Here is a 26126-nt window from a genome sequence, read left to right as displayed (position 1 = left end):
GGCCGCCCGGCCCGGCGGCTAAGGCCGCCACAGCGGATGTTCCCGCTCCGCCCAGCTGCGGCTGACCAGTCCGGTCCGCAGCCCGTGCCGGGCCTCCGGGTCGCCGAGGGCCATGCCGATGTGGCCGGCGAGGACCACCCCGATCGTCAGGGCGAGCCAGTCGTGGACGAACGTCGCCGACGTGCGCCACACCAGCGGGGCGAGGTGGGTGAACCACATCAGCAGCCCCGTGCCCAGCATCACCAGCGTGGCGCCCGCGATCCAGGCCGCGTACGTCTTCTGGCCCGCGTTGAACTTGCCCGCGGGACGGGACGCGCGGCGCCGGTCCCGGCGCAGGGCCGCGCGCAGCCAGATCCGGTCGTGCGGCCCCCAGCGGTTGAGATGGCCGAGATCCGCGCGGAAGGCACGGGAGGCCAGGCCCGCCAGGACGGGGACCGGGAGCAGCAGCCCGGCCCACTCGTGGATCCGCACGACCAGTTCGCGGCGGCCCACCAGCTCCGCGAACTCCGGGATGTAGAGACAGGCGGCGGTGGCCACGCACACGCCCATCAGCGCGGCCGTCGCCCGGTGCACCCAGCGCTCCGCGCGGGTGAAGCGCCGTACCCGGGCCGGGGCGGAGGCGGAGACGGGGTGCGCGGCGTCAACTCGTGGGGGCATCGTCCCGTCCGTTCGACCGGCCGACCCAGGCGTCGACGTCGTATCCCCGGTCCTCCCAGTACCCGGGACGCACGTCCCGGGTGACCGTGATGCCGGAGAGCCATTTGGCGGACTTGTAGAAGTACATGGGCGCCACGTACAGCCGTACCGGGCCGCCGTGGTCGTGGGTGACCGGCTTGTCCTTCATCCGGAGGGCGACCAGGACATCGTCGCGGCGCGCCTGTTCGAGGGTGAGGCTCTCGGTGTACGCCCCGTCGAAGCAGGTGAAGCGGACGGCGCCGGCGGAGGAGCGCACCCCCGCGGCCTCGAGCAGCGCGGCCAGCCGTACTCCTTCGAAGGGAGTCTTCGGCACCCGCCAGCCCGTGACGCACTGGACGTCGTGCACCAGCCGGGTCTGGGGCAGGGCCCGCAGGTCGGCGAGCGTGTAGGTCTTCGGGTGGTCGACCAGGCCGTCCACGGTGAGGCGGTAGTCGTGCTCGCCCCGGTCCGGCACGGACGCCGTCACGGAGTAGTAGCGGAAGCCGCCGCCGTTGGGCAGCAGTCCGGTCAGGCCCGTCGGGTCCTTGCCGGAGACGCTGCCGAGGAAGCCCTCCAGGCCGCGCTGGAGCGTGGGAGCGGCGACGACACCGAGCGCGCCGAGTCCCAGGGTCCCCAGCAGGAGCCGGCGGCCTATCGGGGTGCCGGTCGCGGGGGGCCCGGGTGTCTCCCGGTCCGCGGGCTCCGGTGCGTCCCGCTGTTCGGGTCGTTCAGAGTTCACAGACCGATTCGAGCACTCGGCACCCCCTCGGGGCCAGGGGGGACGGGTGGACGTCAGGAATCCGTCATATCTTCACACCTTGTTCTCAGAAAGCAGGCCCTTCCCAGAACGCCCTCGGCCAGCTAGCCGATCGCCCTCGCCGCCGCACGTCCGGCCGTGCGTCCCGAGAACAGGCAGCCGCCCAGGAAGGTGCCCTCCAGGGAGCGGTAGCCGTGCACCCCGCCGCCGCCGAAGCCCGCCGCCTCGCCGGCCGCGTACACGCCCGAGAGCGGGTCGCCGCCCTCGGTGAGCACCCGTGCGGAGAGATCGGTCTCCAGGCCGCCGAGCGACTTGCGGGTGAGGATGTTCAGCCGCACCGCGATCAGGGGGCCCGCCTTGGGGTCGAGGATGCGGTGCGGGGCGGCCGTGCGAACCAGGCGGTCGCCGAGGAAGCGGCGGGCCCCGCGGATCGCGGTCACCTGGAGGTCCTTGGTGAACGGGTTCAGGATCTCCCGGTCGCGCGCGACGATCTCACGGCGCAGTTCGGCCTCGTCGATGAGCGGCTCCTCGGTGAGCGCGTTCATGCCGCGCACGAGCGCCCCCAGGTCCTTCTCGACCACGAAGTCGACACCGTGGTCCATGAACGCCCTGACCGGCCCGGGCACATCCGCGCGGGCCCGGCCGAGCACGTCCCGGACCGACTTGCCGGTCAGGTCGGGGTTCTGCTCGGAGCCGGAGAGCGCGAACTCCTTGCCGATGATCTTCTGGTCGAGCACGAACCAGGTGTGGTCGTACCCGGTCCGCATGATGTGTTCGAGGGTGCCGAGGGTGTCGAAGCCGGGGAAGAGCGGGACCGGCAGGCGCCGGCCGCGGGCGTCGAACCAGAGGGAGGAGGGGCCCGGCAGGATGCGGATGCCGTGGTTCTCCCAGATGGGGTCCCAGTTGTTGAGCCCCTCGGTGTAGTGCCACATGCGGTCGCGGTTGATCAGGCGGGCGCCCGCCCCCTCGGCGATGCCCAGCATCTTTCCGTCGACGTGCGCGGGCACGCCGGAGACCATCCGCTCCGGCGGACTGCCGAGGCGCTCGGGCCAGTTGGCGCGGACCAGGTCGTGGTTGCCGCCGATGCCGCCCGAGGTGACGATCACCGCCTGCGCCCTGAGCTCGAAGGCCCCGGTGACCGTACGGCTGCTGGCCTTGCCCCGCGCCACGTCCGAGGGCTCCAGGACCTCGCCGGTGACGGTGTCGACGGTGCCCGCCCTGCGCGAGAGGCCGGTGACCCGGTGACGGAACCTCAGCTGGACGAGACCGCGCGCGACCCCGGCCCGCACCCGCCGTACGAACGGTGCGATCACCCCGGGGCCGGTCCCCCAGGTGATGTGGAAACGGGGGACGGAGTTGCCGTGGCCGGTGGCGTCGTAGCCGCCCCGTTCGGCCCAGCCGACCACCGGGAAGAAACGGACGCCCTGCCGGTGCAGCCAGGCCCGCTTCTCCCCGGCCGCGAAATCGACGTACGCCTCCGCCCACTTCCGCGGCCAGTGGTCCTCGGGGCGGTCGAAGCCGGCGGTGCCCATCCAGTCCTGCACGGCCAGGGCGTGGCTGTCCCTGATCCGCATCCGGCGCTGCTCCGGCGAGTCGACGAGGAAGAGGCCGCCGAAGGACCAGAACGCCTGGCCGCCCATCGACTGTTCGGGCTCCTGGTCCAGCAGGATCACCTTCCGGCCCGCGTCGACCAGTTCCGCGGTCGCGGCGAGCCCGGCGAGGCCCGCCCCGATCACGATGACATCAGCGTCGTAGACCATGGGCCGGTTCCTCTCGCCGTGACGACCAGTCGGTTTGGGGGTTACCGACGGGTCAGATCCTTCGGCAGGAAGAGTGACGGCGTCAACCGCCTGTTTCCGGGTACCCGGCGCCGTCCGCACTTTCGCGTGCGGGCCCTCATGGGCGGGCGGGGCCCGACCGGAAGCGGTCAACCCCGGGCGGGCGCCCGGCCGGGGCGTTACAGTCGGCGTGATACGCATCCCGTGACCCCGCTGAATCATCGAGGTACAGCGTGTCGGTACTGGTTCTCGCCCTCGCCGTGAGCGCGGCCTTCTGCCTGGGCACCGGGTTCGTGCTGCAGCAGAACGCCGCGCAGCAGGCGCCGCTCAGCGACTTCCTCTCGCCACGGCTGCTGCTGGACCTGATGAAGGTGCCTCGCTGGCTCGGCGGCATCGGCCTGATGGTGGTGGGCATGGCGCTCGGCGCCGTCGCGCTGGCCCATGGCGAGATCTCCCTGGTCGAGCCGCTGGTCGCCACGAACCTGCTGTTCGCGCTGGCGGAGTCCCGCCGGCAGACCAAGCAGTCCCTGGGCCGTCAGGGCTGGTCGGGGCTCGGGCTGCTCGCCGGTGGCGTCACGGTGTTCATCGTGGCGGGCCGGCCCAGAGCGGGCGTCGCGGTCACGGATCCCGTACGGCACTGGCTGATCATCGGCGTCATGGTCGGGCTCGCACTGCTGCTGACGACGTATGCGAAGAAGTCGCGGCTGATCATCGGGCCGGTGCTGCTGGGCCTCGCGGCGGGGCTGCTGTACGGGGTGCAGGACGCGCTGACCCGGGTCAGCGGACAGCGGCTCACGGCAGGCGGCTGGGCGGAGTTCCTCACCGGCTGGCAGCCCTACGGCGTGCTGGTGCTCGGGGTGACGGGGCTGATCCTGGTGCAGAGCGCGTTCGAGACGGCACCGCTGCGGATGTCCCTGCCCGCGCTGACCGCCGCCCAGCCGCTGGCCGGGATCGTTTGCGGGGTGGGCTTCCTCGGCGACCGGCTGCGCACCGACACGGGCGCGCTGGCCTGGGAGGCGGCGGGGCTCGCGGGGATCGTCCTCGGCATCGTGCTGCTCGGTCTGCACCCGGCCATGCCCCGGGGGACGGCGGAGCCGGAACGGGAGAAGGATCTGCAGCCCGGGTGAGGCGCGGGTCCTCCGCGCGCGGGCGGAGCCCGGGCCGCGCGCCCGGGAAGGGGCCGGGCCCGGCCGGGCGACCGCCGGTCGGGGCTGCTTGGATGAGTCCATGAGTGCCGCTGACGAACTCCTCGACATCGTGGACGAGAACGACAGGGTCATCGGACAGTCGCCGCGCGGTGAGGCGTATGCGCGCGGGCTGCGCCACCGGTGCGTGTTCATCCAGGCGCGGAACGGCGAGGGGCGGCTCTTCGTCCATCGCCGCACCCCCACCAAGCTGGTCTTCCCGTCGCTGTACGACATGTTCGTCGGCGGGGTGGTCGGCGCGGGTGAGACCTACGACGATGCCGCCCTGCGGGAGGCGGAGGAGGAACTCGGCGTCAGCGGGCTGCCCCGGCCCGAGCCGCTGTTCAGGTTCCTGTACGACGACGGCGCCGGCCGCTCCTGGTGGTCCGCGGTCTACCAGGTGCGCTGTGAACTGCCCGTCAGCCCTCAGGTCGAGGAGGTCGCCTGGCACGCCTTCCTGCCGGAGGAGGAGGTGGAGCGCCGGCTGCCCGAGTGGGAGTGGGTCCCGGACGGTCTGGCCGCGTACGAACGGCTCAAGGAGCACCGCCGGTCGGCGGTCTGACCTCCTCGCCCGCGCCGACGGGCCTTCGCCGGCCCGCTCCGGCCGCGCTCGCCGACGCCCCGCCGAACCCCCCGTGGGCGGACCGGTAGGGTCCTGTTCGTGAGCGAATTCGTGCGGAACGTCCGGCTGTGGTTTGCGCCCCAGGACATCCGGCAGGAAGGCCGTACGCCCGACTACCGCTTCTCGCTGGCCAATGAGCGCACCTTTCTCGCCTGGCTGCGGACCGCGCTGGCGCTGATCGGCGGGGGCTTCGCGGTGGACCAGTTCCTGCCGGGTCTGCGCTGGGCCTGGCGGGCGGGGCTCGCCCTGGGGCTGCTCGCCGCCGGCGTGCTGTGCGCGCTGCGCGCCATCAACCACTGGGTGCGCTGCGAACGGGCGATGCGGCGCGGCGAGGACCTTCCCGCGTCCCGGTTCCCGGCACTGCTCAGCATCGCCGTCGCCGTGGTGGCCGTCGCGATGGTCGTCATCGTTCTCTTCGGCTGGGCGGGATGAGCGTCCCGGCCCCGGAGCGCGATCCGGGACTCCAGCCGGAACGCACCCGGCTCGCCTGGCGCCGTACCACCCTGTCGTGCACGGTGGCCGCCGTGCTGGCCGCGAAGGCGGCGCTGCACGGCGGCGGGACGGCGGCCGGCCTGGTCGTGGTCACCCTGTGCGGCCTGCTCTGGCTGGGCTTCCTGGCCGTCGCCCATGGCCGCATCCGTGCCCTGGCCACCGCGGAGGCCGGGCGTCCGCCACGTCTGCGGCCCCGTCATGCCGCCGCCGCGACCCTCTGCACGGCCGCCCTCGCGTTGTGCGCGGTCGCGCTGGTGTTCTGAGCGCACGCCCCGAACGCCCCGCGTGCGGGGTCCCGCAGCCGGACACGCCACCCCGGCCGTCGCGGGACCGCTGCCGACTGGCAGGCTTGATCACCCGTTGACGACGACTCAGGGGATTCCATGACCGCAGCCGAGCCGTACACGTTCGCACTCGCCGACGACGTGCACGCCTACATCCAGCCGGACGGCGGATGGTGTCTGAACAACGCCGGGTTCGTGGGGGACGGGTCCACGACCCTGCTCGTCGACACCGCGGCGACCGAACGGCGTGCCCGCGCGCTGGCCGCCGCGGTCGAGGCCACCGGGGCGCCCGCGCCGCGGTTCGTCGTCAACACCCACCACCACGGCGACCACACCTATGGCAACGGCCTCTTCGCGTCGTCCGCGACGATCGTCTCGCACGTCGACTGCCGACGGGAGGCGCTGGCGAGCGGGCACAACCTGGAGCTGGTGTGGCCCGGGGTCGACTACGGGGACATCCGCATCCAGGGCGCCGACCTGACGTACACCGACCGGACGACGGTGCACGTCGGCGGGATCGCCGCGGAGATCATCCACCCCGGTGTCGCCCACACCGTCGGGGACTCCGTGGTGTGGCTGCCGCACCGGCGGGTGCTGTTCGCCGGCGACCTCGTCTTCGAGGGCGGTACGCCGTTCGTCCTGATGGGTTCGCTGAGCGGCTCGCTGCGCGCCCTCGACGTGCTGCGCGGTCTCGGCGCCGAGACGGTGGTGCCGGGCCACGGCGGGATCACCGACCCGGCGGAGTTCGACCGCACCGAGCGCTATCTGCGGTTCGTGGCGGAGGTGGCGCAGCAGCACCACGCGGCGGGGCGTACGCCGCTCGAGGCCGCGCTGGCCACCGATCTCGGGGAGTTCGCGGAGTGGCGGGAGAGCGAGCGGCTGGTGGCCAATCTGCACCGCGCCTATGCCGAGCTGGACGGACGTCCTGAGGGCACTCCCCTGGATCTGCTGTCCGCCTTCCAGGACATGGCCGTCCTGAACGGCGGGGAGATGGTGGCCTGCCACGCGTGAGAGCACGGCGGCACAGCGCCGCCGTGACGGCCGCCCGGCCCCTCGGCGCCACGACGCGTTCGTGGCGCCGATCACGTTCGCACTACATACTGGACGACATACCGACCGGTCGGCATCATGATGCAGGTCCCGTTTCGTCGTCCGTAGGAGCAATGATGAGCCCAGACCACCCGCCAGGTCTCGATCTCGACCGGCTGCGCGTCCTGCTCGACGCCGAGCGGCCCGGCCTGGTCGACGGTCCACTGACCGGCCGGCTGATCGAGGGCGGGCGGTCGAACCTCACCTACGCCGTCACGGACGGCACCGCCCGGTGGGTCGTACGCCGCCCCCCGCTCGGACATGTCCTGGCCACCGCCCACGACATGAAGCGCGAGCACCGGGTGATCAGCGCGCTGCACCCGACGGCGGTCCCGGTGCCGCGGACGGTGCTGCTGTGCGAGGACGACTCGGTCCTGGGCGCTCCCTTCTATGTGATGGACTTCGTCGAGGGCACGCCCTACCGTACCGCCGAGCAACTGGCCCCGCTCGGCCCCGAGCGGACCCGGAACGCGCTCCTCGGTCTGGTGGACACCCTCGTCGAACTGCACGCGGTCGACCCTGCCGAGGTGGGGCTCGCCGACTTCGGCCGCCCCGAGGGCTTCCTGGACCGGCAGCTGCGCCGCTGGGGCAAGCAGCTGGACGCCTCCCGCAACCGCGATCTGCCCGGCATCGACGAGCTGCACGCGGCGCTCGGCCGCTCGCTGCCCGTCTCGCCCGCGCCCACCGTGATCCACGGCGACTACCGCCTGGACAACGTGCTGCTCGGCGACGACGACCGGATAGCCGCCATCCTCGACTGGGAGATGTCCACGCTCGGCGATCCGCTCACCGACGTCGGCCTGCTGGTGATGTACAGCGTGCCGCTGCGGCTCGAGGACTCCCCCATCTCCACCACCGCCACCGCCGCGGGACACCCCGACCCGGCCGAGCTGATCGAGCGCTACGCCGCCCGCTCGGGGCGCGACCTCACCGCCGTCTCCTGGTACACGGCGTTCGCCTGGTTCAAGCTCGCCGTGATCCTCGAGGGCATCCACTACCGCTACACCCTCGGCCAGACCGTCGGACGGGGCTTCGACCGCATCGGCGAACTGGTGCCCCTCTTCATCGAGCACGGCCTGACCACCCTCCAGGAAGGCTGATCCGCCATGGACTTCGCATTCGACGCGCGCACCGAGGAACTCCGTGCCAAGCTGCTCGCCTTCATGGACGAGCACGTCTACCCGGCGGAGGCCGTCGCCGAGGAGCAGCGCGCACGGCTCGCCTCGCCCTGGGACACCCCCGCGATCGTCGGGGAACTCAAGGCAGAGGCCCGCCGGCAGGGTCTGTGGAACCTGTTCCTGCCGGACGCCGAGTACGGCGCCGGGCTCACCAACCTCCAGTACGCCCCGCTCGCCGAGATCACCGGCCGTTCCCCGCACCTCGCGCCCACCGCGCTGAACTGCGCCGCGCCCGACACGGGCAACATGGAGGTGCTCGCCCAGTTCGGCGACGAGCGGCAGAAGAAGCAGTGGCTGGAGCCGCTGCTCGCCGGGGAGATCCGGTCGGCGTTCGCGATGACCGAGCCGGAGGTGGCCTCCTCGGACGCCACCAACATCACCACGCGCATCGAGCGCGACGGCGACGACTACGTGATCACCGGCCGCAAGTGGTACATCTCCGGGGCGATGAACCCGGACTGCAAGATCTTCATCGTGATGGGCAAGACGGCCCCGGACGGGCCCGACATCCGCCGTCAGCAGTCGATGGTGCTGGTCCCGCGCGACACCCCCGGTGTGCACGTCAAGCGCGCGATGCAGGTCTACGGCTACGAGGACCACTCCCACGGCGGTCACGCCGAGGTCGTCTTCGACCACGCGCGCGTGCCCGTGTCCAACCTGATCGGCGAGGAGGGCGGCGGCTTCGCCATCGCGCAGGCGCGGCTCGGTCCGGGCCGGATCCACCACTGCATGCGGCTGATCGGCATGGCCGAGCGGGCGATCGAGCTGATGTGCCGGCGGGCCGTCTCGCGTACCGCGTTCGGCAAGGCGCTGGCCCAGCAGGGCGTCGTGCACAACTGGATCGCCGACGCACGCGTGGCCGTGGAGCAGCTGCGGCTGCTGGTCCTGAAGACCGCCTGGATGATGGACACGGTCGGCAACCGGGGCGCCCACACCGAGATCCAGGCCATCAAGATCGCCACCCCGCGCACGGTCGTCGACATCATCGACCAGGCGGTCCAGCTGCACGGCGCGGGCGGGGTGAGCCAGGACTTCCCGCTGGCCGAGCTGTGGGCGGCGGCCCGGACGCTGCGGCTCGCGGACGGCCCGGACGAGGTGCACCAGCGGTCGCTGGCGCGCCGGGAGCTGAAGAAGTACCTGTGAGACACGCGTGAGGGGCGGCCGTGGAGACGGCCGCCCCTCACGCATGCGCGAAGACTCAGGGCCGCAGGGCCCGCAGCAGCAGATCCGCCAGATGGTCGGCGACCTGCTGGGGGGTGAGCGGTCCGTCGGGGCGGTACCAGGTCGACAGATGGTGCACCGAGCCGAAGTGGTAGTCGACCACGAGGTCGGCGGGCGTGGCGGTGGAGAACACGCCCTCCTTCTGGCCCTCCTCGATCAGCGCGCGGAACCGCTCGTGGTAGCGGCGCCGCTCGGCGCGGACCTGCTTGTACTTCTCCGGGCTGAGATGGTGCATCGACCGGAAGAAGATCATCGCGTCGTCGAGGTTCTCGATCGTGGTGACGACGACGTCCGCGGCGGCGCCCCGCAGCCGCTTCTCGATCGGCTCGTCGGCGTCCGCGAAGGCGTCGAGGCGCTCCTGCTGGACGCGCAGCACGCGCGCGTACACCTCGTGCAGCAGATCGTCCTTGGAGCCGAAGTAGTGGTACAGCGCCCCCTTGGTGACGCCGGCCGACTCGACGATCTCCTGCACGGAGGTGCGGTCGTACCCCTGGTCGGCGAAGAGCCGGGTGGCGGCGGCCAGCAGCCGCTGCGGGACGGGCGTACCGTCCCCGTCCGTCGTTCTGGGCACTGCCGCCACCTGCCTTTCCTCGATGTCCACCCGATGTCTACCGGATCGTCTGCGATCGGGAACGCAGTTCCCGCCGAAGGATCTTCCCACTCGCGGTCTTCGGCAGGTCGGGCAGGATCTCCACCTGGCGCGGGTATTTGTATGCGGCCAGTCTCTCCTTGCAGTACGCGGCGAGCGCGTCCGGGTCGCTCTCGGCGCCCGGCCGGAGGCTGATGAACGCCTTGACCGTCTCCCCCCGGTAGCCGTCCGGCACGCCGACGACGGCCGCCTCGCGCACTGCCGGGTGGGTGTAGAGGACGTCCTCGACCTCGCGCGGCCACACCTTGAAGCCGGACGCGTTGATCATGTCCTTCTTGCGGTCGACGACGTACAGCCAGCCCTGTTCGTCCATGAACCCGATGTCGCCGGTGCGCAGTTCCCCGTCCGGGAAGGTCTCGGCGGTCGCGTCGGGCCGCCCCCAGTAGCCGGGCACGACCTGCGGCCCCCGGACGACAATCTCGCCCTGTTCGCCGAACGGCACCTCCTCCCCCTGGTCGTCGACGATACGGACGACCGTGTCGGGGCCCGGGACGCCGACGGCCAGCGTCCCGGAGACGGGATCCACGGGGGCCTCCCGGCCGGGCGGCACGGAGGCACAGGGCGCGGTGCACTCGGTGAGGCCGTAGCCGTTACGGATGTACGGCCCGAAACCGGCCCGGAACTTCTCCACGAGGGCGGGCGGCAGCGGGGCTCCGCCGGAGGAGATGCCGTGGAAGGAGGAGAAGTGGTCCGGGGTGACGGACGGGTGGGCGGCCAGCGCCATGAAGGCCGTCGAGGGTCCCACGGTGTAGTGCGGCCGGTGCTCGGCGAACGCGTCGAGGACGACGCCCGGGTCGAAGCGGTAGGCGAGGACGAGCACGCCTGCGCTGACGAGGCAGGCCGCCAGTTCCGCGACCATGCCGGTGATGTGGAACAGGGGTGCCAGCGCGAAGTAGACCGGCACCTCGGGCAGTCCCAGTCCGGTGCGCTGCCGCTCGGCGTTGTACATGATGTTGCCGTGCGTGTTGGTGGCGCCCTTGGGGGTGCCGCTGGTGCCGGAGGTGTAGCTGATCAGCGCTATGCCGGCGGGCACCGGGTCGCGGCCCCCGGGCGCCGGGTGGCCCTGCCGGGCGACGGCCACGAGGTCGTCCGCGTCGGCGGCCGGTTCCGCCCGCTCGAAGGTCAGCACGCGCGCGTCGCCCCGGGTCTGCAGGTCCAGCTCGCAGGCGGTGAGCACGATGCGGACCGGCGAACCCTCGGCGGTGGCGCGCAGATAGGCCTCCCAGGCGCGGTCGGTGCACACCAGGGCGCTGACCTCGGCGTCCTTCAGGACGTGGGTGACCTCGCCCGACTTGTACATCGGGTTGACGGGCACGACGGTCGCGCCCGCCTTCCAGGCCCCCAGCAGGGCGATCACGAAGTGCGGGGAGTTCTGCAGCATGATCGCGACCCGGTCGCCCGGTTCGAGGCCGCGGGCGGCGAGGTGCCCGGCGACCGAGTCGGTGAGCTCGTCCAGCTCCGCGTAGGTGATCCGGCCGTCGAAGTAGGCGAGGGCGGTGCGGTCCCCGGGGATCGTGCGCAGGGCGTGCACCAGGGAGTCGGCGGGGCTGACGGGGGCGCGCTGGGCGTCGTTGAGCAGGGCGAGCCAGGGCTTGGCGGCGTAACGGGACGTGCTCACTGGGCGGCCTCCCACTTCTGCTGGAGGTGGTTCATGTTCGTCAGCCAGCGGTCCGGCTCGGTGGCGCGCGCCTGGTAGTACTCGGCGACCTCGGGGTGCGGCAGGATCAGGAACCGGTCCTCCGCGATGCCCTTCATGAGCGCGTCGGCGACGTCCGCCGGTTCGATCGCGGTCGGGACGAGTACCAGTTCACCGGCGCTTCCGGAGGCGGTCAGCATGTCCGTGCGTACGCCCTGGGGGCAGATCGCGTGGACCTTGAGCCCGCGGTGGCGGTAGGTCAGCGAGAGCCACTCGGCGAAGGCGTAGGCCCCGTGCTTGGTGACGCTGTACGGGGCGGCGCCGATCATGGTGAGCAGCCCGGCGGCCGAGACGGTGGAGACGAAGCGGCCCTCGCCTCGCTCCAGCCAGGCGGGCAGCAGGGCCCGGGCGGCGCGGACGTGCGCCATGACGTTGACGTCCCAGGCCTGCACCCAGACCTCCTCGTCGGCGGCCTCGGTGCCGCCGGAGCCGAGGCCGGCGTTGGCGCAGTAGATGTCGATCGTGCCGCCGAGGGCGTCCCGTGCCTCGGCCACGATCGCGGAGGCGTCGCCCGGAACCGCGACACCGCCGATCTCGTCGGCCACGGCCTTCGCCCGTCCGGCGTCCAGGTCGTTGACGACGACCCGGGCTCCCTCGGCGGCGAAGCGGCGGGCCAGCGCGGCCCCGATCCCGCCGCCCGCCCCGGTGACGACCACTCCCGCATCCTGCACGGCTTCCACCATCGGTCTCCTTCGACGCGACACGACTGGGCTCTGCCGCAGTCGGCTCTGCTGCGATCGCCAGACTAACCAGTCGGTATGTAACGAGGGAAGAGGCTGCTCCGATGGCGCGTGCGCATGACAGTTCCGCCGATCACGGAGGTCACCGCATGAGCCTGTCCAGACGGGAGCTGCTCACCGCGACCACGGCGACGGCCGTGTCGGTCTCGGCAGCCACCGCGTCCACCGTACCCGCGACGCCCGCGGAGCCCGCCGCGTCCGCCGACAGGCGCGGCCCACGCGTGCGTACCGGATTCGAGCGGCTGGCCGCAGACGGCTATGCGCTCCTGCACGGCCGGCGGGTCGGGGTGGTCACCAATCCGACCGGTGTCACCCGGGAGCTGCGCCACATCGTCGATGTGATGCACGCGGACCACCGGGTGGACCTGGTCGCGGTCTTCGGCCCCGAGCACGGCTTCCGCGGCACCGCCCAGGCGGGCGGCTCGGAGGGCCGCTACGACGATCCGGCGACCGGACTGCCCGTGTACGACACCTACGGAAAGAGCGGACAGCCGCTCGCGGACGTCTTCACGGCGTCCGGCGTGGACACGGTCGTCTTCGACATCCAGGACGTGGGCGCCCGCTTCTACACCTACATCTGGACGATGTACGACTGCATGGAGGCGGCGCGGCTGGCGGGCAAGCGGTTCATGGTGCTGGACCGGCCCAATCCCGTGACCGGCCGGTCCGCCCAGGGGCCCGTCCTGCACAAGGAGTTCGCGAGCTTCGTGGGACGGCAACCGGTCTCGCAGGCGCACGGCATGACGGTGGCGGAGCTGGCGCGGCTGTTCAACGGGGAGTTCCTGAGCACGCCGGTCGCCCTGGAGACCGTCCTGATGACGGGGTGGCGGCGGTCGGACTTCTACGACGCCTCCGGCCTGCCCTGGGTGCCGCCGAGCCCGAACATGCCGACGCCTGGCACCGCGCTGGTCTACTCGGGCACCTGTCTGTTCGAGGGCACGAGCCTCTCGGAGGGACGCGGCACCACGCACCCCTTCGAACTGCTCGGCGCCGAGGGCATCGACGGACGATGGGCGGCCGCGGCGGAGCGACTGGGCCTGCCCGGGGTGCACTTCAGGGAGGCGTACTTCGTGCCCACCTTCGACAAGTTCCAGGGCAGGACCGTGGGGGGTGTGCAGATCCATGTGCACGACCGGGCCGCCTACGACCCCGTACGCACCGGGATCGCGCTGCTCGTGACCGCCAGGAAGGTGTGGAGCGGCTTCGCCTGGCGCCCCGACGACTGGATCGACAAGCTCACCGGCTCCACGCGGGTGCGCACGATGATCGACGCGGGCGCGACGGCCGACGAGATCGTGGTCACGTGGCAGGACGAGCTGAGCGCCTTCCGGCGGATCCGCGAGGAGTATCTCGTCTACGGATGAGTCATGACGTATGGCCAACTTCCCCCGTCGGCAGGACGATGCGGACAGACTGCGATCGGCCCGGGGCGAAGGGGGTCCGTCATGGCGGTACCGGCGATCGGTGTGGATCCCTACTGGGAGCTGACCTTCGACGCGGACGGGGACGTGGACGCCGCCGAGCGGGACCGGCTGCTCACGGAGGTGTCCCGGCACGGGGTGCGGGACCTGCTGGTCTTCGCGCACGGCTGGAACAACGAGCGCTCCGGGGCGACCCGGCTCTACGGCCGCTTCTTCGCGCCGGTGCCGTCGCTGGCGCCGAAGGCCCGCCTGGGCTACGCGGGGGTGATCTGGCCGTCGATGATGTTCGCGGACGAACCGGTCCCCGACTTCCCGGAGTCGGCCGTGGCCGCGGCTCCCCCGGCCGCGCGGCCGGGGCTGGACGAGAGCAGCCGGCAGGCGCTGCTGAAGGTCTTCCCCGACCGGGCGCCGGTGGTCGACGGACTCGCCCGGCTGCTGGAGCTGCGCCCGGACGACGACGCCTCGATGACGGAGTTCGGCCGGCTGCTGCGGCTGCTGGTGGCGGTGGAACCGCAGGGTCCGCAGGCCGCGTGCCCCGCGGACACAGCGGCCGAGGGGACGCCCGGGAGCGGCCCCGAGATCCTGTGGGGCGACGTCCGGCAGGCGTGCCAGGACTTCGCGCGGGCGCTGGAGCGGGTGGAGGCGGCGGCACCGGGCACGGAGGCGTTCTCGTTCACGCCGAAGGGGCTGTGGGACGGGGCGCTCGAGGTGCTGCGGCAGGCCACGTACTACGCGATGAAGCGGCGCGCGGGCACGGTCGGGGAGCGGGGGCTCGGGCCGGTGATCGGGCGGCTGGCGCAGTCGGCTCCCGGGGTGCGGGTGCATCTCGTCGGGCACAGCTTCGGCGGACGGCTGGTGTCGTTCGCGCTGCGCGGACTGCCGGACGGTGTGCGCACGGTGAAGTCCGTGACGCTGCTCCAAGGGGCCTTCTCCCACTACGCGTTCGCGGCCCGGCTCCCGGACGACCCGGCGTCCGGCGGCGCGCTGCACGACTGCCGCGCCCGGGTGGACGGGCCCCTGGTGTGCTGCTGGTCCACCTTCGACACCGCGCTCGGCACGTTCTATCCGCTGGCGTCACGGATGGCCGGGGAGGATCGCTCGCTGGCCGGCGGGATCACGGCGGACCTCGACATCGGCCGCCTGCTGGGGCCGAGATGGGGCGCGATGGGCCACGACGGCATGCAGGCGGTGGACGGCACCCGTGCCCTCACGCTCGCCGACGCGTTGCGCGGGCTGCCGGCGACGGGCTGTGTGAACGTGGACGCGTCCGCCGTGGTCTGCCACGGCGGACCGCCCTCCGGTGCGCACAGCGACATCGTGCACCGGGAACTGGCGCAGGTGGTGCTGGCGGCGGGCCGGGTGGTCTGACCCGCCGCCGCTCACGGCCTACCGGTGCGAGGTGTACTCCACCACCTGCTGGAACGTCGGCCGGTTCTGCCAGCTGATCTTGCCGTGCTTGATGCCGCCCAGGGTGCGCTGGACGATCGAGTCGGCGCACCACTGGTCACCCGCCGAGCACTGGTCGTCGCCGGGGTACACCTGGGACGCGGTCATGCCGGCGGCCTGCTTGAGGCTGCTGATCAGGATGTCCCGGCAGGCGCTCAGGCTGCCGCCGCCGCAGTACGTCCGCGCCAGCGGGCCCTGGACCTGCTCCCCCAGCACCGTCCGGATGTCCTTGTCGACATAGCTCCACCAGCCGTACTGGAAGGAGCTTCCGGCGTGCGCGCCGGTCGGGCCGTGCGCGGCCGAGGGGGACTCGTCGATCGGCAGGTCGGCGCCGAACGCGGCGTACAGATCGCTGCCCAGCCCCGGCTCGAACTCGGCCTTCACCAGCAGCGGCCACCAGGCGTCCAGGATGCGGATCGCGTCGGCGTTGGCGTAGGTCTTCGAACCCGCCGAGGTCTCCGTGCGCTTGGCTCCGGCCGACACCCAGGTCTGCAGGGTGTTCACCGCGGCCGCGGCCGTGGAGTCGGTCACCGTCGAGCTGTTGACGACCTTCAGCAGCTTGGGCAGCACGTCCTCGGCCCGCAGATCGGCGAGCGCCGCGTCCGCCATCGCCTTCGTCAGCGAGGAACGGGTCACTCCGCCGGCCGCCACCAGCTTCTTCACCCGGTCCTCGAGTAGATTGCCGCGGTGGACCGAGCCCTCACCCCAGGGGGCGGCCGTGTAGTCCGCGGCCTGCTTGTTGTTCCAGGAGATGTAGTAGTCCTGGTCGATGGAGTTGGGGTGCTGGGAGGGCGGTGTGTAGTCCGCCGTGTTCGTCGCCGGGTCCCATCCGCGCCATTCGTAGGCCGCCTGCGCCCAGGTCGGGAACTCGGCGTCGACGCCGCTCGCACGCACCGGGTTGTCACCGCTGTTGTAGTACGCGGTGTGCTGGGAGTTGGCGTAGAACCAGTTGAACGTGTAGTTGATGTGCTGCACGGCCTTCTCGAAGTCCTGCGGGCCCTTGACGAAGTCCGGGTCGTTCAGCATCTGGAAGCCGATGATCGAGTCGGCCTCGTGCAGATAGGACGAGCGCAGGGTGGTGTAGGCGACCTTCTTGCCGCCGACGGTCGCGCGGTACTGGACGGGGCCGTACTTCGTCCGCCAGACCCGCATGGTGTAGGAGCCGGCCGCGGTTCCGTCGGCGACGGTCGGGTGCCAGGCGTTCTTCTGCTCGATCTCGTCCATGGCGGTGCAGGTGCCGTGGTACAGGTAGTGGTAGTCGTCCTGGCACAGTTCGACGGCGTAGGTGTCGATGATGTCCTGGCCCGAGGTCGTGGCGCTCCACGAGTAGTCCTGGCCGCGGCCCAGTTCGACGTACATGCTCAGGCCCGCGAAGGAGGCGCCGCGGGCGCTGATGCCCGGCCCCTGGATCTCCTGGAGCATCAGCAGCTGGGGCGCGAAGTAGCCGGTCTGCGGCCCGAAGACGGCGACGGGGTGGCCGCTCGCGGTGTACTTGCCGCTGACCACGAGGGCGTTGGACATGCCGCGCCGGGCGGAGGTCAGGGCCGTGGCCGCCGCGGTCTTCGAGGCACGGGTGGCGCTCGAGGAGGCCGCGCTGCCGGTGCGGTCGTAGACGAGGGGCTCCTGGGTCACCGAACCGGCGTCGGGCAGCGCCTCGCCCTGCGGGTTGTCGGGCTTGGTGGCGTAGGGGAAGCTCTCGCCGTCGTGGAGGGTGAGGACGGCCTCGGGGTCGTTGCGCTCGCGGAAGGACTCCCACACCTTGGTGCCCTCCGCCACCCCGTACTTGGACTGGGCGGCGAGCAGGGAGACTGCGTTGTCGACCTCGCCGCCGCCGCCCGAGCCGAACAGCGCGCCGATGACGGAGGCAAGCGCGACCAGGTCGGTCACCTTGAAGTGGTCGATGGTGCCGGCGTTGGTGATGGAGTCCTTGTGGCCGGTCAGGACGTACTCGCCGGGGAAGTAGCGGCCGCTGTCGGAGGCGTCGATGTAGGAGTTGATCCCGGCGAGGTAGGCGTTGACGTCGTCGAGGGCCTGCTTGCCGCGGTCGCCGGCGGCGGCCACCGCGCGGTCGATCTGACCCTGGAGGTCGGCCTCGCTGTAGGGCGCGTTGCGCCAGAACTGCTGCTCGAGGCCCTGGTTGGAGGCCGCGCCGCCCGCGAATGAGGTCAGCTGGCCGCGTCCGACGTGCCGGAAGACGTCCATGAGCCACAGCCGGTCCTCGGCCGCCGCATACCCGGCTCCGAACTCGGTGCCGTATCGAGTGGCACCGGTGATGTGCGGGACGCCCGTCTTCTTGTCGCGGACGATCGTCACGTCGCTGCGGCCCGCGGGCTTCTCGGTGGAGGCGACCTGATCGGGCGGGACGCCGAACGACGCGTCGTTGAAGAAGGTGTTGATCTTGGCGTCGGTGAGTCCGGAGTAGCCCTTGGCCAGGTTGGCGTACGGGCCGAGCTGGTCCTCGGCGTGGCCGGGCTGGGTGCCGAAGGCCTGGTTGAGCAGGATCTGGGCGAGGGTGGCGTTGCCGTTCTCGCCCGGCGGAAGGATGTCAGAACACTGGCCGCCGCAGTAGTCGTTGGCAGCGGCGGTGTCCGCGGCGGTCGCGGTGCCGGAGTCCGCGGTCGCGGAGATTGGCGACAAAAGACCGCCTACGACGATGCATATCGCGGCGGCTCTGAGGAACTTCGGGAATCTGCGGGGAGTTCTCAGTCTGTCGAGGACGTTGCGTGGGGCGCGCTGTGGCATAGCAGCTCCTCCCAACGGTGGGGGCCCCTTCGCTCCGGCGGAGCCGAGAGCTCGGGGTGGGGGCGAGCGGACGTTACCGCCGGTATCCCCGCGATTGAAGATGAACACGCGTCAACTTTCAACCGTTCGGGAGTCGGCTTGGGGAGGTCATCGAAAAAAGGATGGAGCCGAATCGCTTGTCGATACGTCTATTCGGCGACGTCCGTACGACGACGCCGTGGTGACCGAAGTACAGCTGCAGGTGTGACGGAGGTGCAGGGCGATGGCCGGTTTCCGGAGTCTGGCGAGACAGGCACGAGATCCGAGGTGCGATCTGGCGCTACGGCGCTACTCGCTGCGCAAGTGCCTGGAGAAGTTCGCCCCTTACGGGCATCGGGCGACCTGGGACCACCTGTGCTCCCGGGCCGGGTTCGGTCCCGAGGACCGCTCCCCCGACCCGGCGCGGCTCGTGGCCGCACTGGAGGAGCTGGAGGAGGCCCGTTCCGTCTGGCTCGCCTACGAGGCCGAGTTCACCGAGCGCCGCAGGAAGGAGAAGCACGACGGACTGCGCCGTCCGGGCAGTGTCGACGACTGGCACCGGCTGACCTGGGGCGGTTTCGGCGTCGCCTGGTGCGACGACCCGCGGGTCCACCCGCGTGAACCGCTGGCCGAGGTGCTGCGCCGGCTCATCGCCGCACTGGAGCGCGAGCCGGGCGCGTCCTGCCCGGTGTGCGCCGGAGAGCGCCTGATATGGCGCTACGACCTGGCCCACGAGCCGTCCTCGGGTCCGGTCTGCACGGACTGCGGCATCGTGGTCCCGTCACCCGTGCTGACACCCGGGGCGCTGGCGGGGGCACGGCGCACCCGGCTGCTGGTGACGGCGTGACAACAGCGCCCGAGGGCGCGGGGGTGCGCCGGGGATGCCGCACCCCCTGTCGCGACACACAGCGGCCGTGGAACAGGCCGCGCCCGGTGCCGGGGGCCGGTTCGGGACAGACGACCCCGGGACGCTAGCAATCGGAAAACCGTTGGCTCCACCCCTTTGCCGTAGGGACAGTTGGGGGCGATGAAACACCGCTGAGGAACCCCGAGGAGTCCCGATGTCGACGCTGCGCGTCACCGCCGAAGTGCTGACCGTCCACGAGCATCCGAACGCCGACGCCCTCGAACTGGCCCAGGTGGGCCTGTATCGGGCCGTGGTCGCGAAGGGCGCGTACCGCACCGGTGACACCGCCGTCTACATCCCCGAGCAGTCCGTGCTCCCGGCCGCGCTGATCGAGGAGCTCGGGCTGACCGGGCGGCTCGCGGGCGGCGGGTCGGACCGGGTGAAGGCGGTACGGCTGCGGGGCGAGCTGTCGCAGGGCATCGTCTGCCGGCCCCGCGCGCTGGCCGACGTCGACCTCGCGCGGGCCGCGGCGGAGGGCACCGACTTCGCGGAGGTGCTCGGCATCACCAAGTGGGTGCCGCCGATCCCGCCCACCATGAGCGGCGAGGTGGAGTCCGCGCCCGACCTGCTGCCCTGGGTCGACATCGAGAACATCCAGCGGTATCCGGACGTCTTCGCGCCCGGGGAGCCCGTCGTCCTGACGGAGAAGCTGCACGGTTCGGCGTGCCTGCTGACGTACGCCGTGGACGAGGACCGGGTGTACGTCTCCTCGAAGGGCTTCGGCGCCAAGTCCCTGGCGCTGCGGGAGGACCCGCGCAACCTGTACTGGCGGGCGGTGCGCGGTCATGGCGTCCCCGAGGCCGCCGCCCGGCTCGCCGGGCGGCTCGGCGCGCGCCGGGTGGGGATCTTCGGCGAGGTGTACGGCGCGGGCGTGCAAGATCTGGCGTACGGCGCCGACGGCCGCCGCGACACCCTGGGGTACGCCGTGTTCGACGTGTCCGCGGAGATCGACGGAACCCTGCGCTGGCTGGATGCCAAGGAGCTGCTCGACGCCGAACTCCCCCTGGTGCCACGGCTGTTCGAGGGGCCGTACGACGTCGCCCGGGTACTGGAGCACGCCACGGGACGGGAGACCGTCTCGGGGCGGGAGCTGCATCTGCGGGAGGGCGTGGTGATCCGGCCGGTGACCGAGCGGTACAGCCCGGTGACCGGGGGACGGGCGATCGCGAAGGCGGTCAGCCCGGCCTATCTGACGCGCAAGGGCGGCACGGAGTACGAGTGAGCGCGGGCCGGGGGCCGCTCAGCAGCAGTCCCCGGCCGGCTCCCGCCGCTCCGGTTCCGGGGTCCGCCCGCGCGCTCCGGAACCGGGTTCCACCATCAGCCGCGAGCCCGACTGCCGTTCGCCGAGGACGTCGTCCGGGTTGGACAGCACACAGGTCTCCAGGGACAGGCAGCCGCAGCCGATGCAGTCCGTGAGGTGGTCGCGCAGCCGGCCGAGCTGACTGATGCGCTCGTCGAGCTCGGAGCGCCACGCCTCGGAGAGCCGGGCCCAGTCCTCCCGGGTCGGGGTGCGCTGCTCGGGCAGGGCGGAGAGCGCCTCGCCGATGGTGGCGAGCGGGATGCCGACACGCTGTGCGGCGCGTACGAAGGCGACGCGGCGCAGGGTGTCGCGCTGATAGCGGCGCTGGTTGCCGGAGGTGCGGCGGCTGCTGATCAGGCCCTTGGACTCGTAGAAGTGCAGGGCGGAGACGGCGGCGCCGCTGCGGGCGGACAGTTGGCCGACGGTCAGCTCATGGACCTTCTCCGGTATCTGGGGCACCCGCCAGAGCCTACTCGTCGCATCTGGGCCGGGTCCGTTGACAGGGGCCTCGCACATGGTCAGACTAAGCAGTTGCTTAGACATGCTGACGTCATCACGCGAGAGGCCGGGAACATGGCAGAGCCGAGGACCTTCACGTCCGCCGACGCATTGAAGGCGGCGGTGGGCGAGCAGCTGGGACACACCGACTGGCTGGAGATCGACCAGAAGCGGATCGATCTGTTCGCGGAGGCCACGGGCGACCACCAGTGGATCCATGTCGACCCCGAGAAGGCGGCCTCGGGCCCCTTCGGCACGACCATCGCCCACGGTTATCTCACGCTCTCGCTGCTCCCCCTGTTCGGGCCGCAGCTGATCGCGGTCGAGGGCGTGCGGATGGGCGTGAACTACGGGACGAACAAGGTCCGTTTCCCCGCGCCCGTACCGGTCGGCTCCCGGCTGCGCGCCACCGCGACGATCACCGGCGTGGAGGACGTGCCGGGCGGCGTACAGGTGGCCGTCGCCTTCACCGTGGAGCGCGAGGGCGGCGACAAGCCGGTGTGCGTGGCCGAGTCGGTCTCGCGCTACTACCTCTGAGCGGTCGGGGCGGTCACTTCCCCGCCCCGACCATCCGCAGCACGAGGTCGGCGTAGAGCGCGCCGACCTCGTCGGGGGTGCGGGGGCCGTCGAGGCTGAACCAGCGGGCCACGTCGATGCACAGGGACAGCACGGCCAGCGTCGTGCCGCGCACGTCCGGCACCGCGAACTCGCCGGTGGCCACCCCGTCCTCGATGATCCCGCGCACCTCCGCGTCGACCTTGCGGCGCAGGGCGATGATCTCGGCGCGGGCGTCCGGGCCGAGCGAGTCCAGCTCGTACTGCACCACCCGGGCGACGGTGCGCCCCCCGGCGTGCCAGCGGACGAAGGAGCTGACGGCGTCGGCGAGCCGCTCGGTCGCGGTGCCCTCGCGCCGGGCCGCCGTCCGCAGGATCTCCAGGGCCTTCTCGTGCCCGATCCGGCTGATGCGGTGGAGCAGCTCTTCCTTGGTCTTGTAGTGGATGTAGAGCGCGGCCGGGCTCATGCCGGCGCGGCCTGCGATGTCGCGGGTCGTGGTCGCGTGGTATCCGCGCTCGGCGAAGGCCTCCACGGCGGCCATGAGCAGCCGCCGGGCCGCGTCCGGGGTGACCTCGGCCCACGGCTGCGCCTCGGCGCCGCCTGTCTCCTCCGCCGTAGCCATCGCTCTCTCGCCCCTCTCGCCGACCGGACCCTCACCATACCGCCGAAGGTGAGCGAGCGCTTAGCCTGGCCGCTCAGCGGCGCGGAAACGGGCCGCGACGGGGCCTATCCGGCGTCCTGCCGGTCCCTGATCACCTTGGCCAGGGTGAAGGCGGAGGTCACGAGGTAGAGGACGGCGATCCCGAGGAAGGCCCGGACCCAGGCGTCGGCCTGCAACCGGACGATCCCCACGGCGGTGGCCACCAGGGCCACCGCGAAGGACGCGACGGCCTGGCCGTAGAAGGCGGCCGTGCTCTGCTGTCTGACCGGATTCTCACTCATGGGCACCAGGGTCGGGCAACAGGACTCCGGCCATAAGCGCACGCGTACTCAAAGAGGTACTCAGAACGCCGTCCCCGGCGTGCGTCAGAACGCCGAGACCCCCGTCAGCGCGCGCCCGATGACCAGCTTCTGGATCTGGCTCGTGCCTTCGTAGAGGGTCATCACCCGGGCGTCGCGCAGGAGTTTGCCCGCCGGGTACTCGTCGATGTAGCCGTAGCCGCCGAAGACCTGGAGGGCGTTGTTCGCGGCCCGCACGGCCGCCTCGGAGGCGAAGAGCTTGGCCTTGGACGACTCGACCGCGAAGGGCAGCCCGCGGTCGATCAGATCGGCGACCCGCCAGGTCAGCAGCCGTGCCGCGTCCACGTCGACGGCTATGTCGCTGAGGAGTTCCTGGACCAGTTGGTGGTGGGCGATGGAGCGGCCGAACTGCTCACGCTCGCCCGCGTACCGGACGGCCGCGTCCAGGGCGGCCCTGGCGATGCCGACACAGCCCGCCGCGACCGACATACGCCCCTTGGCGAGCGCGGACATGGCGACGGTGAAGCCCTTGCCCTCGGGGCCCAGGAGCGCGGAGGCCGGCACCCGTACGTCCTCGAGGACCAGCTCGGCGGTGGCCTGGCCGCGCAGGCCGAGCTTGCCGTGGATCGTGCGGCGGGTGAGGCCGGGGGTGTCGGTCGGCACCAGGAAGGCGGAGACACCCCGGTGTCCCGGGGCGTCCGTGGAACGGGCGAACAGCAGCACCACATCGGCCCAGGTGCCGTTGGTGATGAACATCTTGGTGCCGTTGATGACGTAGTCGTCGCCGTCACGGACCGCCCTCGTGGTGAGGTTGCCCGCGTCGGAGCCGGTGCCCGCCTCGGTGAGGCCGAAGCAGCCGACGTACGCGCCGGAGGTGAGCCCCGGCAGCCAGCGCCGCTTCTGCTCCTCGTCTCCCCAGGCGGCGATGGTCTTGGCGACCAGCCCGAGGGAGACCGAGACGATCCCGCGCACGGAGGAGTCGCCGCGGCCCAGTTCCTCGGTCACCAGGCAGTACGCGAGGTGGTCGCCGCCCGAGCCGCCGTACTCCTCGTCGATGGTGAGCCCGAGGAAGCCGATCTCGCCCAGCTTCTTGACGATGCCCCGGTCGACCTCCTCGGCCCGGTCCCAGGCGATGACATGCGGGGCGACCTCACGGGCCACGAAGTCCTCGGCCAGCCGCCGCACGGCGGTCTGCTCCTCGCTCAGCTCCAGATTCACGACGCGTCACCCCAAGGGAAGGTCCGGGAAGGGCGGGAGGAGATCCCGGACGGTCTGTACGATCCGCACCTTTAAATTAGCACTGCTAGTTTTCGGGTGCAGCCCTACTATGTGCGCCATGGCCCGACCGCGCAAGCCCCTCCTGAGCACCGACCGCATCGTCGACACGGCGCGGGCGCTGGTGGACGCGGAGGGTCTCGCTGCCGTCTCCACGCGCCGTCTCGCCGCGGAACTCGGGGTGAGCGGCCCCTCGCTCTACAACCACTTCCGCACCAAGGACCAGATCCTGGAGGCGGTGGCGGACTCGGTGAGCGCACAGGTCGACCTGTCGATGTTCGAGGACGGCCGCCCCTGGCGGAGGGCACTGCACGACTGGGCGGTCTCCTACCGGGCGGCCCTGCGCGCCCACCCGAACATCGTGCCGGTCCTGGCGCGCGGCCCCGGCCGCCGCCCGGCGGCGCTGCGCCTCGCGGACGCCGTCTACGGCGCGATGGTGGACGCGGGCTGGCCGCCCGCGCAGGCCACCTCCATCGGTGCGCTGATGCGCTACTTCGTCATGGGCTCGGCGCTCGGCTCGTTCGCGGGCGGCTTCGTGGACGACGCGACGGCCTACGACCCCGCCGACTATCCGCACCTCGGCCAGGCCCACCGCCTCGCCGAGCGGCAGGAGAAGATCGACGAACGGGCCTTCGAGACCGGGCTCACGGCCCTGCTGGACGGGCTGGAGCAGCAGTACCGGCAGATCCGGCGGACCGCGTAGGAGAGGCCCGGCCCTCCCGGGAAGGGGCGCCCGGCACACTTCGGCGGGCGCCGAAGTGTTCGTACCGCATGCTGGGCGCATGACAGGCCGGAAGGATGCGGGAGCGGCGGGGCTCGCGGCGCTCGCCGGGCTCATCGCCGACGAGACACGGGCCGCCTGCCTGCTGGCGTTGCTCGACGGGCGGGCCTGGACCGCCTCGGAGCTGGCCCGGCACGCGGGCGTCGCGGCGTCCACGCTGAGCGAGCACCTCGGCAGGCTCGTCGCGGGCGGGCTGCTGACCGAGGAGCGGCAGGGGCGGCACCGGTATGTGCGGCTGGCCGGACCGCGGGTCGCCCAGCTGGTCGAGGAACTGGCCGCGCAGGTCGAGCCGGGTGTCCGGGCCGCGCGCCCGCGCACCCTGCGCGGGTCGGGCGCCGCAGCCGCGATGGCCCGTGGCCGCACCTGCTACGACCATCTGGCCGGGCGGCTCGGCATCGCGGTCGCCGACGCGTTCACCGCGCGCGGGCTGCTGCGCCAGGACACGGGGTTCGCGCTCACGGACGCGGGGTTGAGGTGGTTCGACACCGCCGGGATCGGCCTCGACCGCACGGGCCGCCGTCCGCTGGTCCGCGGCTGTCTGGACTGGACCGAGCGCCGCCCCCATCTCGCGGGGGTCGCGGGCGCGGCCCTGTGCCGGCACGCCCTGGACGCGGGCTGGTGCGTGCGCATCGGCTCCGAGCGGGCCGTCAGGGTCACGGCGGAGGGCGAACGGGCGCTGTCCACGCTGCTGGGCATCGAGGCGGCGGCGCTGCGGTGAGACGTCCACATCCGTATCCGTGCCCTCGGCGCCCCGGTGAACGTCCATGGCCCCGGCGCTGCGGTGAGCGCGGACGTCCCGTCCGAAATCCGCGAGCATTCCCCTCTCCGCCCCTCCTAGCCTCTGGAGCATGATGAGCATCTCCCCCTCCCGGCTGGCCGCCGGCGCGGCCACGGTCACCGTGCTGCTGTGGGCCTCCGCCTTCGTCTCCATCCGCAGTGCGGGTGCCGCGTACGCGCCGGGTGCGCTGGCGCTCGGGCGGCTGCTCGCCGGCGCCCTGACACTCGGGGTGCTCTGTCTGATACGCCGGGAGGGGCCCCCGCCGCGTGCCGCGTGGCGCGGGATCGCGCTGTCCGGGTTGCTGTGGTTCGGCTTCTACATGGTCGTCCTCAACTGGGGCGAGCAGCAGGTCGACGCGGGCACGGCGGCGCTGGTGGTGAACGTCGGACCCCTGCTGATCGCACTGCTCGGCGCACGACTGCTCGGGGATCCGATGCCGCCGCGGCTGCTCGCGGGGATGGCGGTGTCCTTCGCCGGTGCCGTGACCGTGGGGCTGTCGATGTCGGGGGACGGCGGCTCCTCGGTGCTCGGGGTGGTGCTCTGTCTGCTCGCCGCGATGGCGTACGCCGCCGGGGTCGTCGCGCAGAAGCCGGCGCTGGGGGCGGCCAGTCCGCTCCAGGTGACGACGTTCGGCTGTCTGGTCGGCGCGATCGGCTGTCTGCCGTTCGCCGGGCAACTGGTCCACGACGCGGCCGGGGCGCCCCTGTCCGCGACGCTCAACGTGGTGTACCTGGGCGTCTTCCCGACCGCGCTGGCCTTCACGACCTGGGCGTACGCCCTGTCCCGTACGACGGCCAGCCGCATGGGCGCGACGACCTACGCGGTGCCCGCGCTGGTCGTCCTGATGTCCTGGCTGTTCCTCGGCGAGGTACCGGGCGTACTGACGCTCGGGGGCGGCGTGCTCTGCCTGGCGGGCGTGGCGGTGTCCCGGTCGCGCCCCCGCCGTCCGGCCCCGGTCCCGAACCCGAGCCCCGCGCCCGAGAGTCCGCACACCGTGCCCGACGGTCCGCACACCACGCCGGACGATCCGCACGCCGCGCCCGACCGGTTGCCGGCCGCCGGGTCCTAGGTCCTGTCGGG

General features: G+C 72.0%; 25 protein-coding genes and 1 pseudogene. 15 read left to right on the top strand and 11 right to left on the bottom strand.

The genetic code is table 11. The features are described from left to right. Positions 1–18: 18 nt before the first annotated feature. The 3 genes from ACFYX0_RS19145 to ACFYX0_RS19135 form a co-directional block, all read right to left on the bottom strand. On the bottom strand, positions 19–657 hold the full coding sequence (locus ACFYX0_RS19145) for a cytochrome b/b6 domain-containing protein (protein WP_388971608.1): 639 nt from the start codon (positions 655–657) through the stop codon (positions 19–21). Beyond that, positions 641–1414 (bottom strand): molybdopterin-dependent oxidoreductase, encoded by a 774-nt coding sequence (locus tag ACFYX0_RS19140; RefSeq protein WP_388971606.1) that lies wholly within the window; start codon positions 1412–1414, stop codon positions 641–643. The genes ACFYX0_RS19145 and ACFYX0_RS19140 overlap by 17 nt, the downstream gene beginning before the upstream one ends. 122 nt (positions 1415–1536) lie before the next feature. Further along, the gene (locus ACFYX0_RS19135) at positions 1537–3192 is read right to left on the bottom strand and encodes an FAD-binding dehydrogenase (RefSeq protein WP_388971604.1); all 1656 of its coding nucleotides are present in this window, start codon (positions 3190–3192) and stop codon (positions 1537–1539) included. 251 nt (positions 3193–3443) lie between these two features. Between ACFYX0_RS19135 and ACFYX0_RS19130 the strand changes: the two genes are divergently transcribed. From ACFYX0_RS19130 to ACFYX0_RS19100, 7 genes are all read left to right on the top strand, one after another. Further along, positions 3444–4337 carry a DMT family transporter gene (locus ACFYX0_RS19130; protein WP_388971602.1) on the top strand — a complete coding sequence of 298 codons (894 nt, stop codon included), beginning with the start codon at positions 3444–3446 and terminating at the stop codon, positions 4335–4337. A 100-nt stretch (positions 4338–4437) separates the two neighbouring features. Next, positions 4438–4956: an NUDIX hydrolase gene (locus tag ACFYX0_RS19125; RefSeq protein ID WP_388971600.1), complete on the top strand. Its 519-nt coding sequence runs from the start codon at positions 4438–4440 to the stop codon at positions 4954–4956. A gap of 99 nt (positions 4957–5055) precedes the next feature. Beyond that, positions 5056–5448: a YidH family protein gene (locus ACFYX0_RS19120; RefSeq protein WP_388971598.1), complete on the top strand. Its 393-nt coding sequence runs from the start codon at positions 5056–5058 to the stop codon at positions 5446–5448. Continuing rightward, a complete protein-coding gene (locus ACFYX0_RS19115; RefSeq protein WP_388971596.1) occupies positions 5445–5771 on the top strand; it encodes a DUF202 domain-containing protein in 327 nt (108 codons plus the stop codon). The genes ACFYX0_RS19120 and ACFYX0_RS19115 overlap by 4 nt, the downstream gene beginning before the upstream one ends. Positions 5772–5891: 120 nt before the next feature. Next, positions 5892–6803: an MBL fold metallo-hydrolase gene (locus ACFYX0_RS19110; protein ID WP_355908924.1), complete on the top strand. Its 912-nt coding sequence runs from the start codon at positions 5892–5894 to the stop codon at positions 6801–6803. A gap of 155 nt (positions 6804–6958) precedes the next feature. Continuing rightward, positions 6959–7981 (top strand): phosphotransferase family protein, encoded by a 1023-nt coding sequence (locus ACFYX0_RS19105; RefSeq protein ID WP_388971594.1) that lies wholly within the window; start codon positions 6959–6961, stop codon positions 7979–7981. Positions 7982–7987: 6 nt separating this feature from the next. After that, complete coding sequence (locus ACFYX0_RS19100; protein ID WP_388971592.1) at positions 7988–9202, top strand: acyl-CoA dehydrogenase family protein; 1215 nt, start codon at positions 7988–7990, stop codon at positions 9200–9202. A gap of 55 nt (positions 9203–9257) precedes the next feature. On the opposite strand, the gene ACFYX0_RS19095 is transcribed toward ACFYX0_RS19100, so the two are convergent. From ACFYX0_RS19095 to ACFYX0_RS19085, 3 genes are read right to left on the bottom strand one after another with little or no spacing between them, the layout of a single operon-like run. Next, the gene (locus tag ACFYX0_RS19095) at positions 9258–9851 is read right to left on the bottom strand and encodes a TetR/AcrR family transcriptional regulator (protein WP_355908918.1); all 594 of its coding nucleotides are present in this window, start codon (positions 9849–9851) and stop codon (positions 9258–9260) included. A 37-nt stretch (positions 9852–9888) separates the two neighbouring features. After that, entirely contained in the window at positions 9889–11547 is a 1659-nt protein-coding gene (locus tag ACFYX0_RS19090; protein ID WP_388971590.1) for a class I adenylate-forming enzyme family protein, read from the bottom strand. After that, on the bottom strand, positions 11544–12308 hold the full coding sequence (locus ACFYX0_RS19085) for an SDR family oxidoreductase (RefSeq protein ID WP_388971588.1): 765 nt from the start codon (positions 12306–12308) through the stop codon (positions 11544–11546). The genes ACFYX0_RS19090 and ACFYX0_RS19085 overlap by 4 nt, the downstream gene beginning before the upstream one ends. 146 nt (positions 12309–12454) lie before the next feature. On the opposite strand from ACFYX0_RS19085, the gene ACFYX0_RS19080 reads away from it, so the two are divergent. Together ACFYX0_RS19080 and ACFYX0_RS19075 are read left to right on the top strand one after the other, a co-directional pair. Continuing rightward, positions 12455–13729 (top strand): exo-beta-N-acetylmuramidase NamZ domain-containing protein, encoded by a 1275-nt coding sequence (locus ACFYX0_RS19080; protein ID WP_388971586.1) that lies wholly within the window; start codon positions 12455–12457, stop codon positions 13727–13729. Between the two features lie 81 nt (positions 13730–13810). Next, positions 13811–15154 carry a serine-threonine protein kinase gene (locus tag ACFYX0_RS19075; RefSeq protein ID WP_388971584.1) on the top strand — a complete coding sequence of 448 codons (1344 nt, stop codon included), beginning with the start codon at positions 13811–13813 and terminating at the stop codon, positions 15152–15154. Between the two features lie 18 nt (positions 15155–15172). Here the strand turns inward: ACFYX0_RS19075 and ACFYX0_RS19070 are convergent, their stop codons facing one another. Then, positions 15173–17974 carry a penicillin acylase family protein gene (locus ACFYX0_RS19070; protein WP_388971582.1) on the bottom strand — a complete coding sequence of 934 codons (2802 nt, stop codon included), beginning with the start codon at positions 17972–17974 and terminating at the stop codon, positions 15173–15175. 262 nt (positions 17975–18236) lie between these two features. On the opposite strand from ACFYX0_RS19070, the gene ACFYX0_RS19065 reads away from it, so the two are divergent. Next, entirely contained in the window at positions 18237–18839 is a 603-nt protein-coding gene (locus ACFYX0_RS19065) for a hypothetical protein (RefSeq protein ID WP_311697748.1), read from the top strand. Between the two features lie 214 nt (positions 18840–19053). After that, positions 19054–20121, top strand: coding sequence for an RNA ligase (ATP) (locus ACFYX0_RS19060; protein ID WP_388971580.1), 1068 nt, complete (start codon positions 19054–19056; stop codon positions 20119–20121). An 18-nt stretch (positions 20122–20139) separates the two neighbouring features. Here ACFYX0_RS19060 and soxR read toward each other — a convergent pair whose 3' ends face one another. Next, positions 20140–20658 (bottom strand): redox-sensitive transcriptional activator SoxR, encoded by a 519-nt coding sequence (gene soxR / locus ACFYX0_RS19055; RefSeq protein ID WP_388971578.1) that lies wholly within the window; start codon positions 20656–20658, stop codon positions 20140–20142. Between the two features lie 114 nt (positions 20659–20772). Between soxR and ACFYX0_RS19050 the strand changes: the two genes are divergently transcribed. Beyond that, entirely contained in the window at positions 20773–21234 is a 462-nt protein-coding gene (locus ACFYX0_RS19050) for a MaoC family dehydratase (protein ID WP_355908894.1), read from the top strand. A gap of 13 nt (positions 21235–21247) precedes the next feature. On the opposite strand, the gene ACFYX0_RS19045 is transcribed toward ACFYX0_RS19050, so the two are convergent. The 3 genes and pseudogenes from ACFYX0_RS19045 to ACFYX0_RS19035 form a co-directional block, all read right to left on the bottom strand. Next, on the bottom strand, positions 21248–21874 hold the full coding sequence (locus ACFYX0_RS19045; protein WP_311697744.1) for a TetR/AcrR family transcriptional regulator: 627 nt from the start codon (positions 21872–21874) through the stop codon (positions 21248–21250). A 107-nt stretch (positions 21875–21981) separates the two neighbouring features. Beyond that, positions 21982–22194 (bottom strand): annotated as a pseudogene (locus ACFYX0_RS19040) (YiaA/YiaB family inner membrane protein); the annotation flags it as partial. Between the two features lie 84 nt (positions 22195–22278). Next, on the bottom strand, positions 22279–23430 hold the full coding sequence (locus ACFYX0_RS19035) for an acyl-CoA dehydrogenase family protein (RefSeq protein ID WP_388971576.1): 1152 nt from the start codon (positions 23428–23430) through the stop codon (positions 22279–22281). 118 nt (positions 23431–23548) lie between these two features. Between ACFYX0_RS19035 and ACFYX0_RS19030 the strand changes: the two genes are divergently transcribed. The 3 genes from ACFYX0_RS19030 (at position 23549) to ACFYX0_RS19020 (ending at position 26115) form a co-directional block, all read left to right on the top strand. Further along, a complete protein-coding gene (locus ACFYX0_RS19030; RefSeq protein WP_355908888.1) occupies positions 23549–24190 on the top strand; it encodes a TetR/AcrR family transcriptional regulator in 642 nt (213 codons plus the stop codon). A 79-nt stretch (positions 24191–24269) separates the two neighbouring features. Continuing rightward, positions 24270–24986 carry an ArsR/SmtB family transcription factor gene (locus ACFYX0_RS19025; RefSeq protein WP_388971574.1) on the top strand — a complete coding sequence of 239 codons (717 nt, stop codon included), beginning with the start codon at positions 24270–24272 and terminating at the stop codon, positions 24984–24986. A 133-nt stretch (positions 24987–25119) separates the two neighbouring features. Continuing rightward, positions 25120–26115 (top strand): DMT family transporter, encoded by a 996-nt coding sequence (locus ACFYX0_RS19020; protein WP_388971647.1) that lies wholly within the window; start codon positions 25120–25122, stop codon positions 26113–26115. The last annotated feature ends 11 nt before the right edge of the window (positions 26116–26126 follow it).

The sequence above is a fragment of the Streptomyces sp. NPDC002573 genome, assembly GCF_042889625.1.
Lineage (GTDB): Bacteria > Actinomycetota > Actinomycetes > Streptomycetales > Streptomycetaceae > Streptomyces > Streptomyces gibsoniae.
The sequence above is the reverse complement of the archived record's forward strand: the minus strand, read 5'-3'. Positions and strand labels throughout refer to the sequence as shown.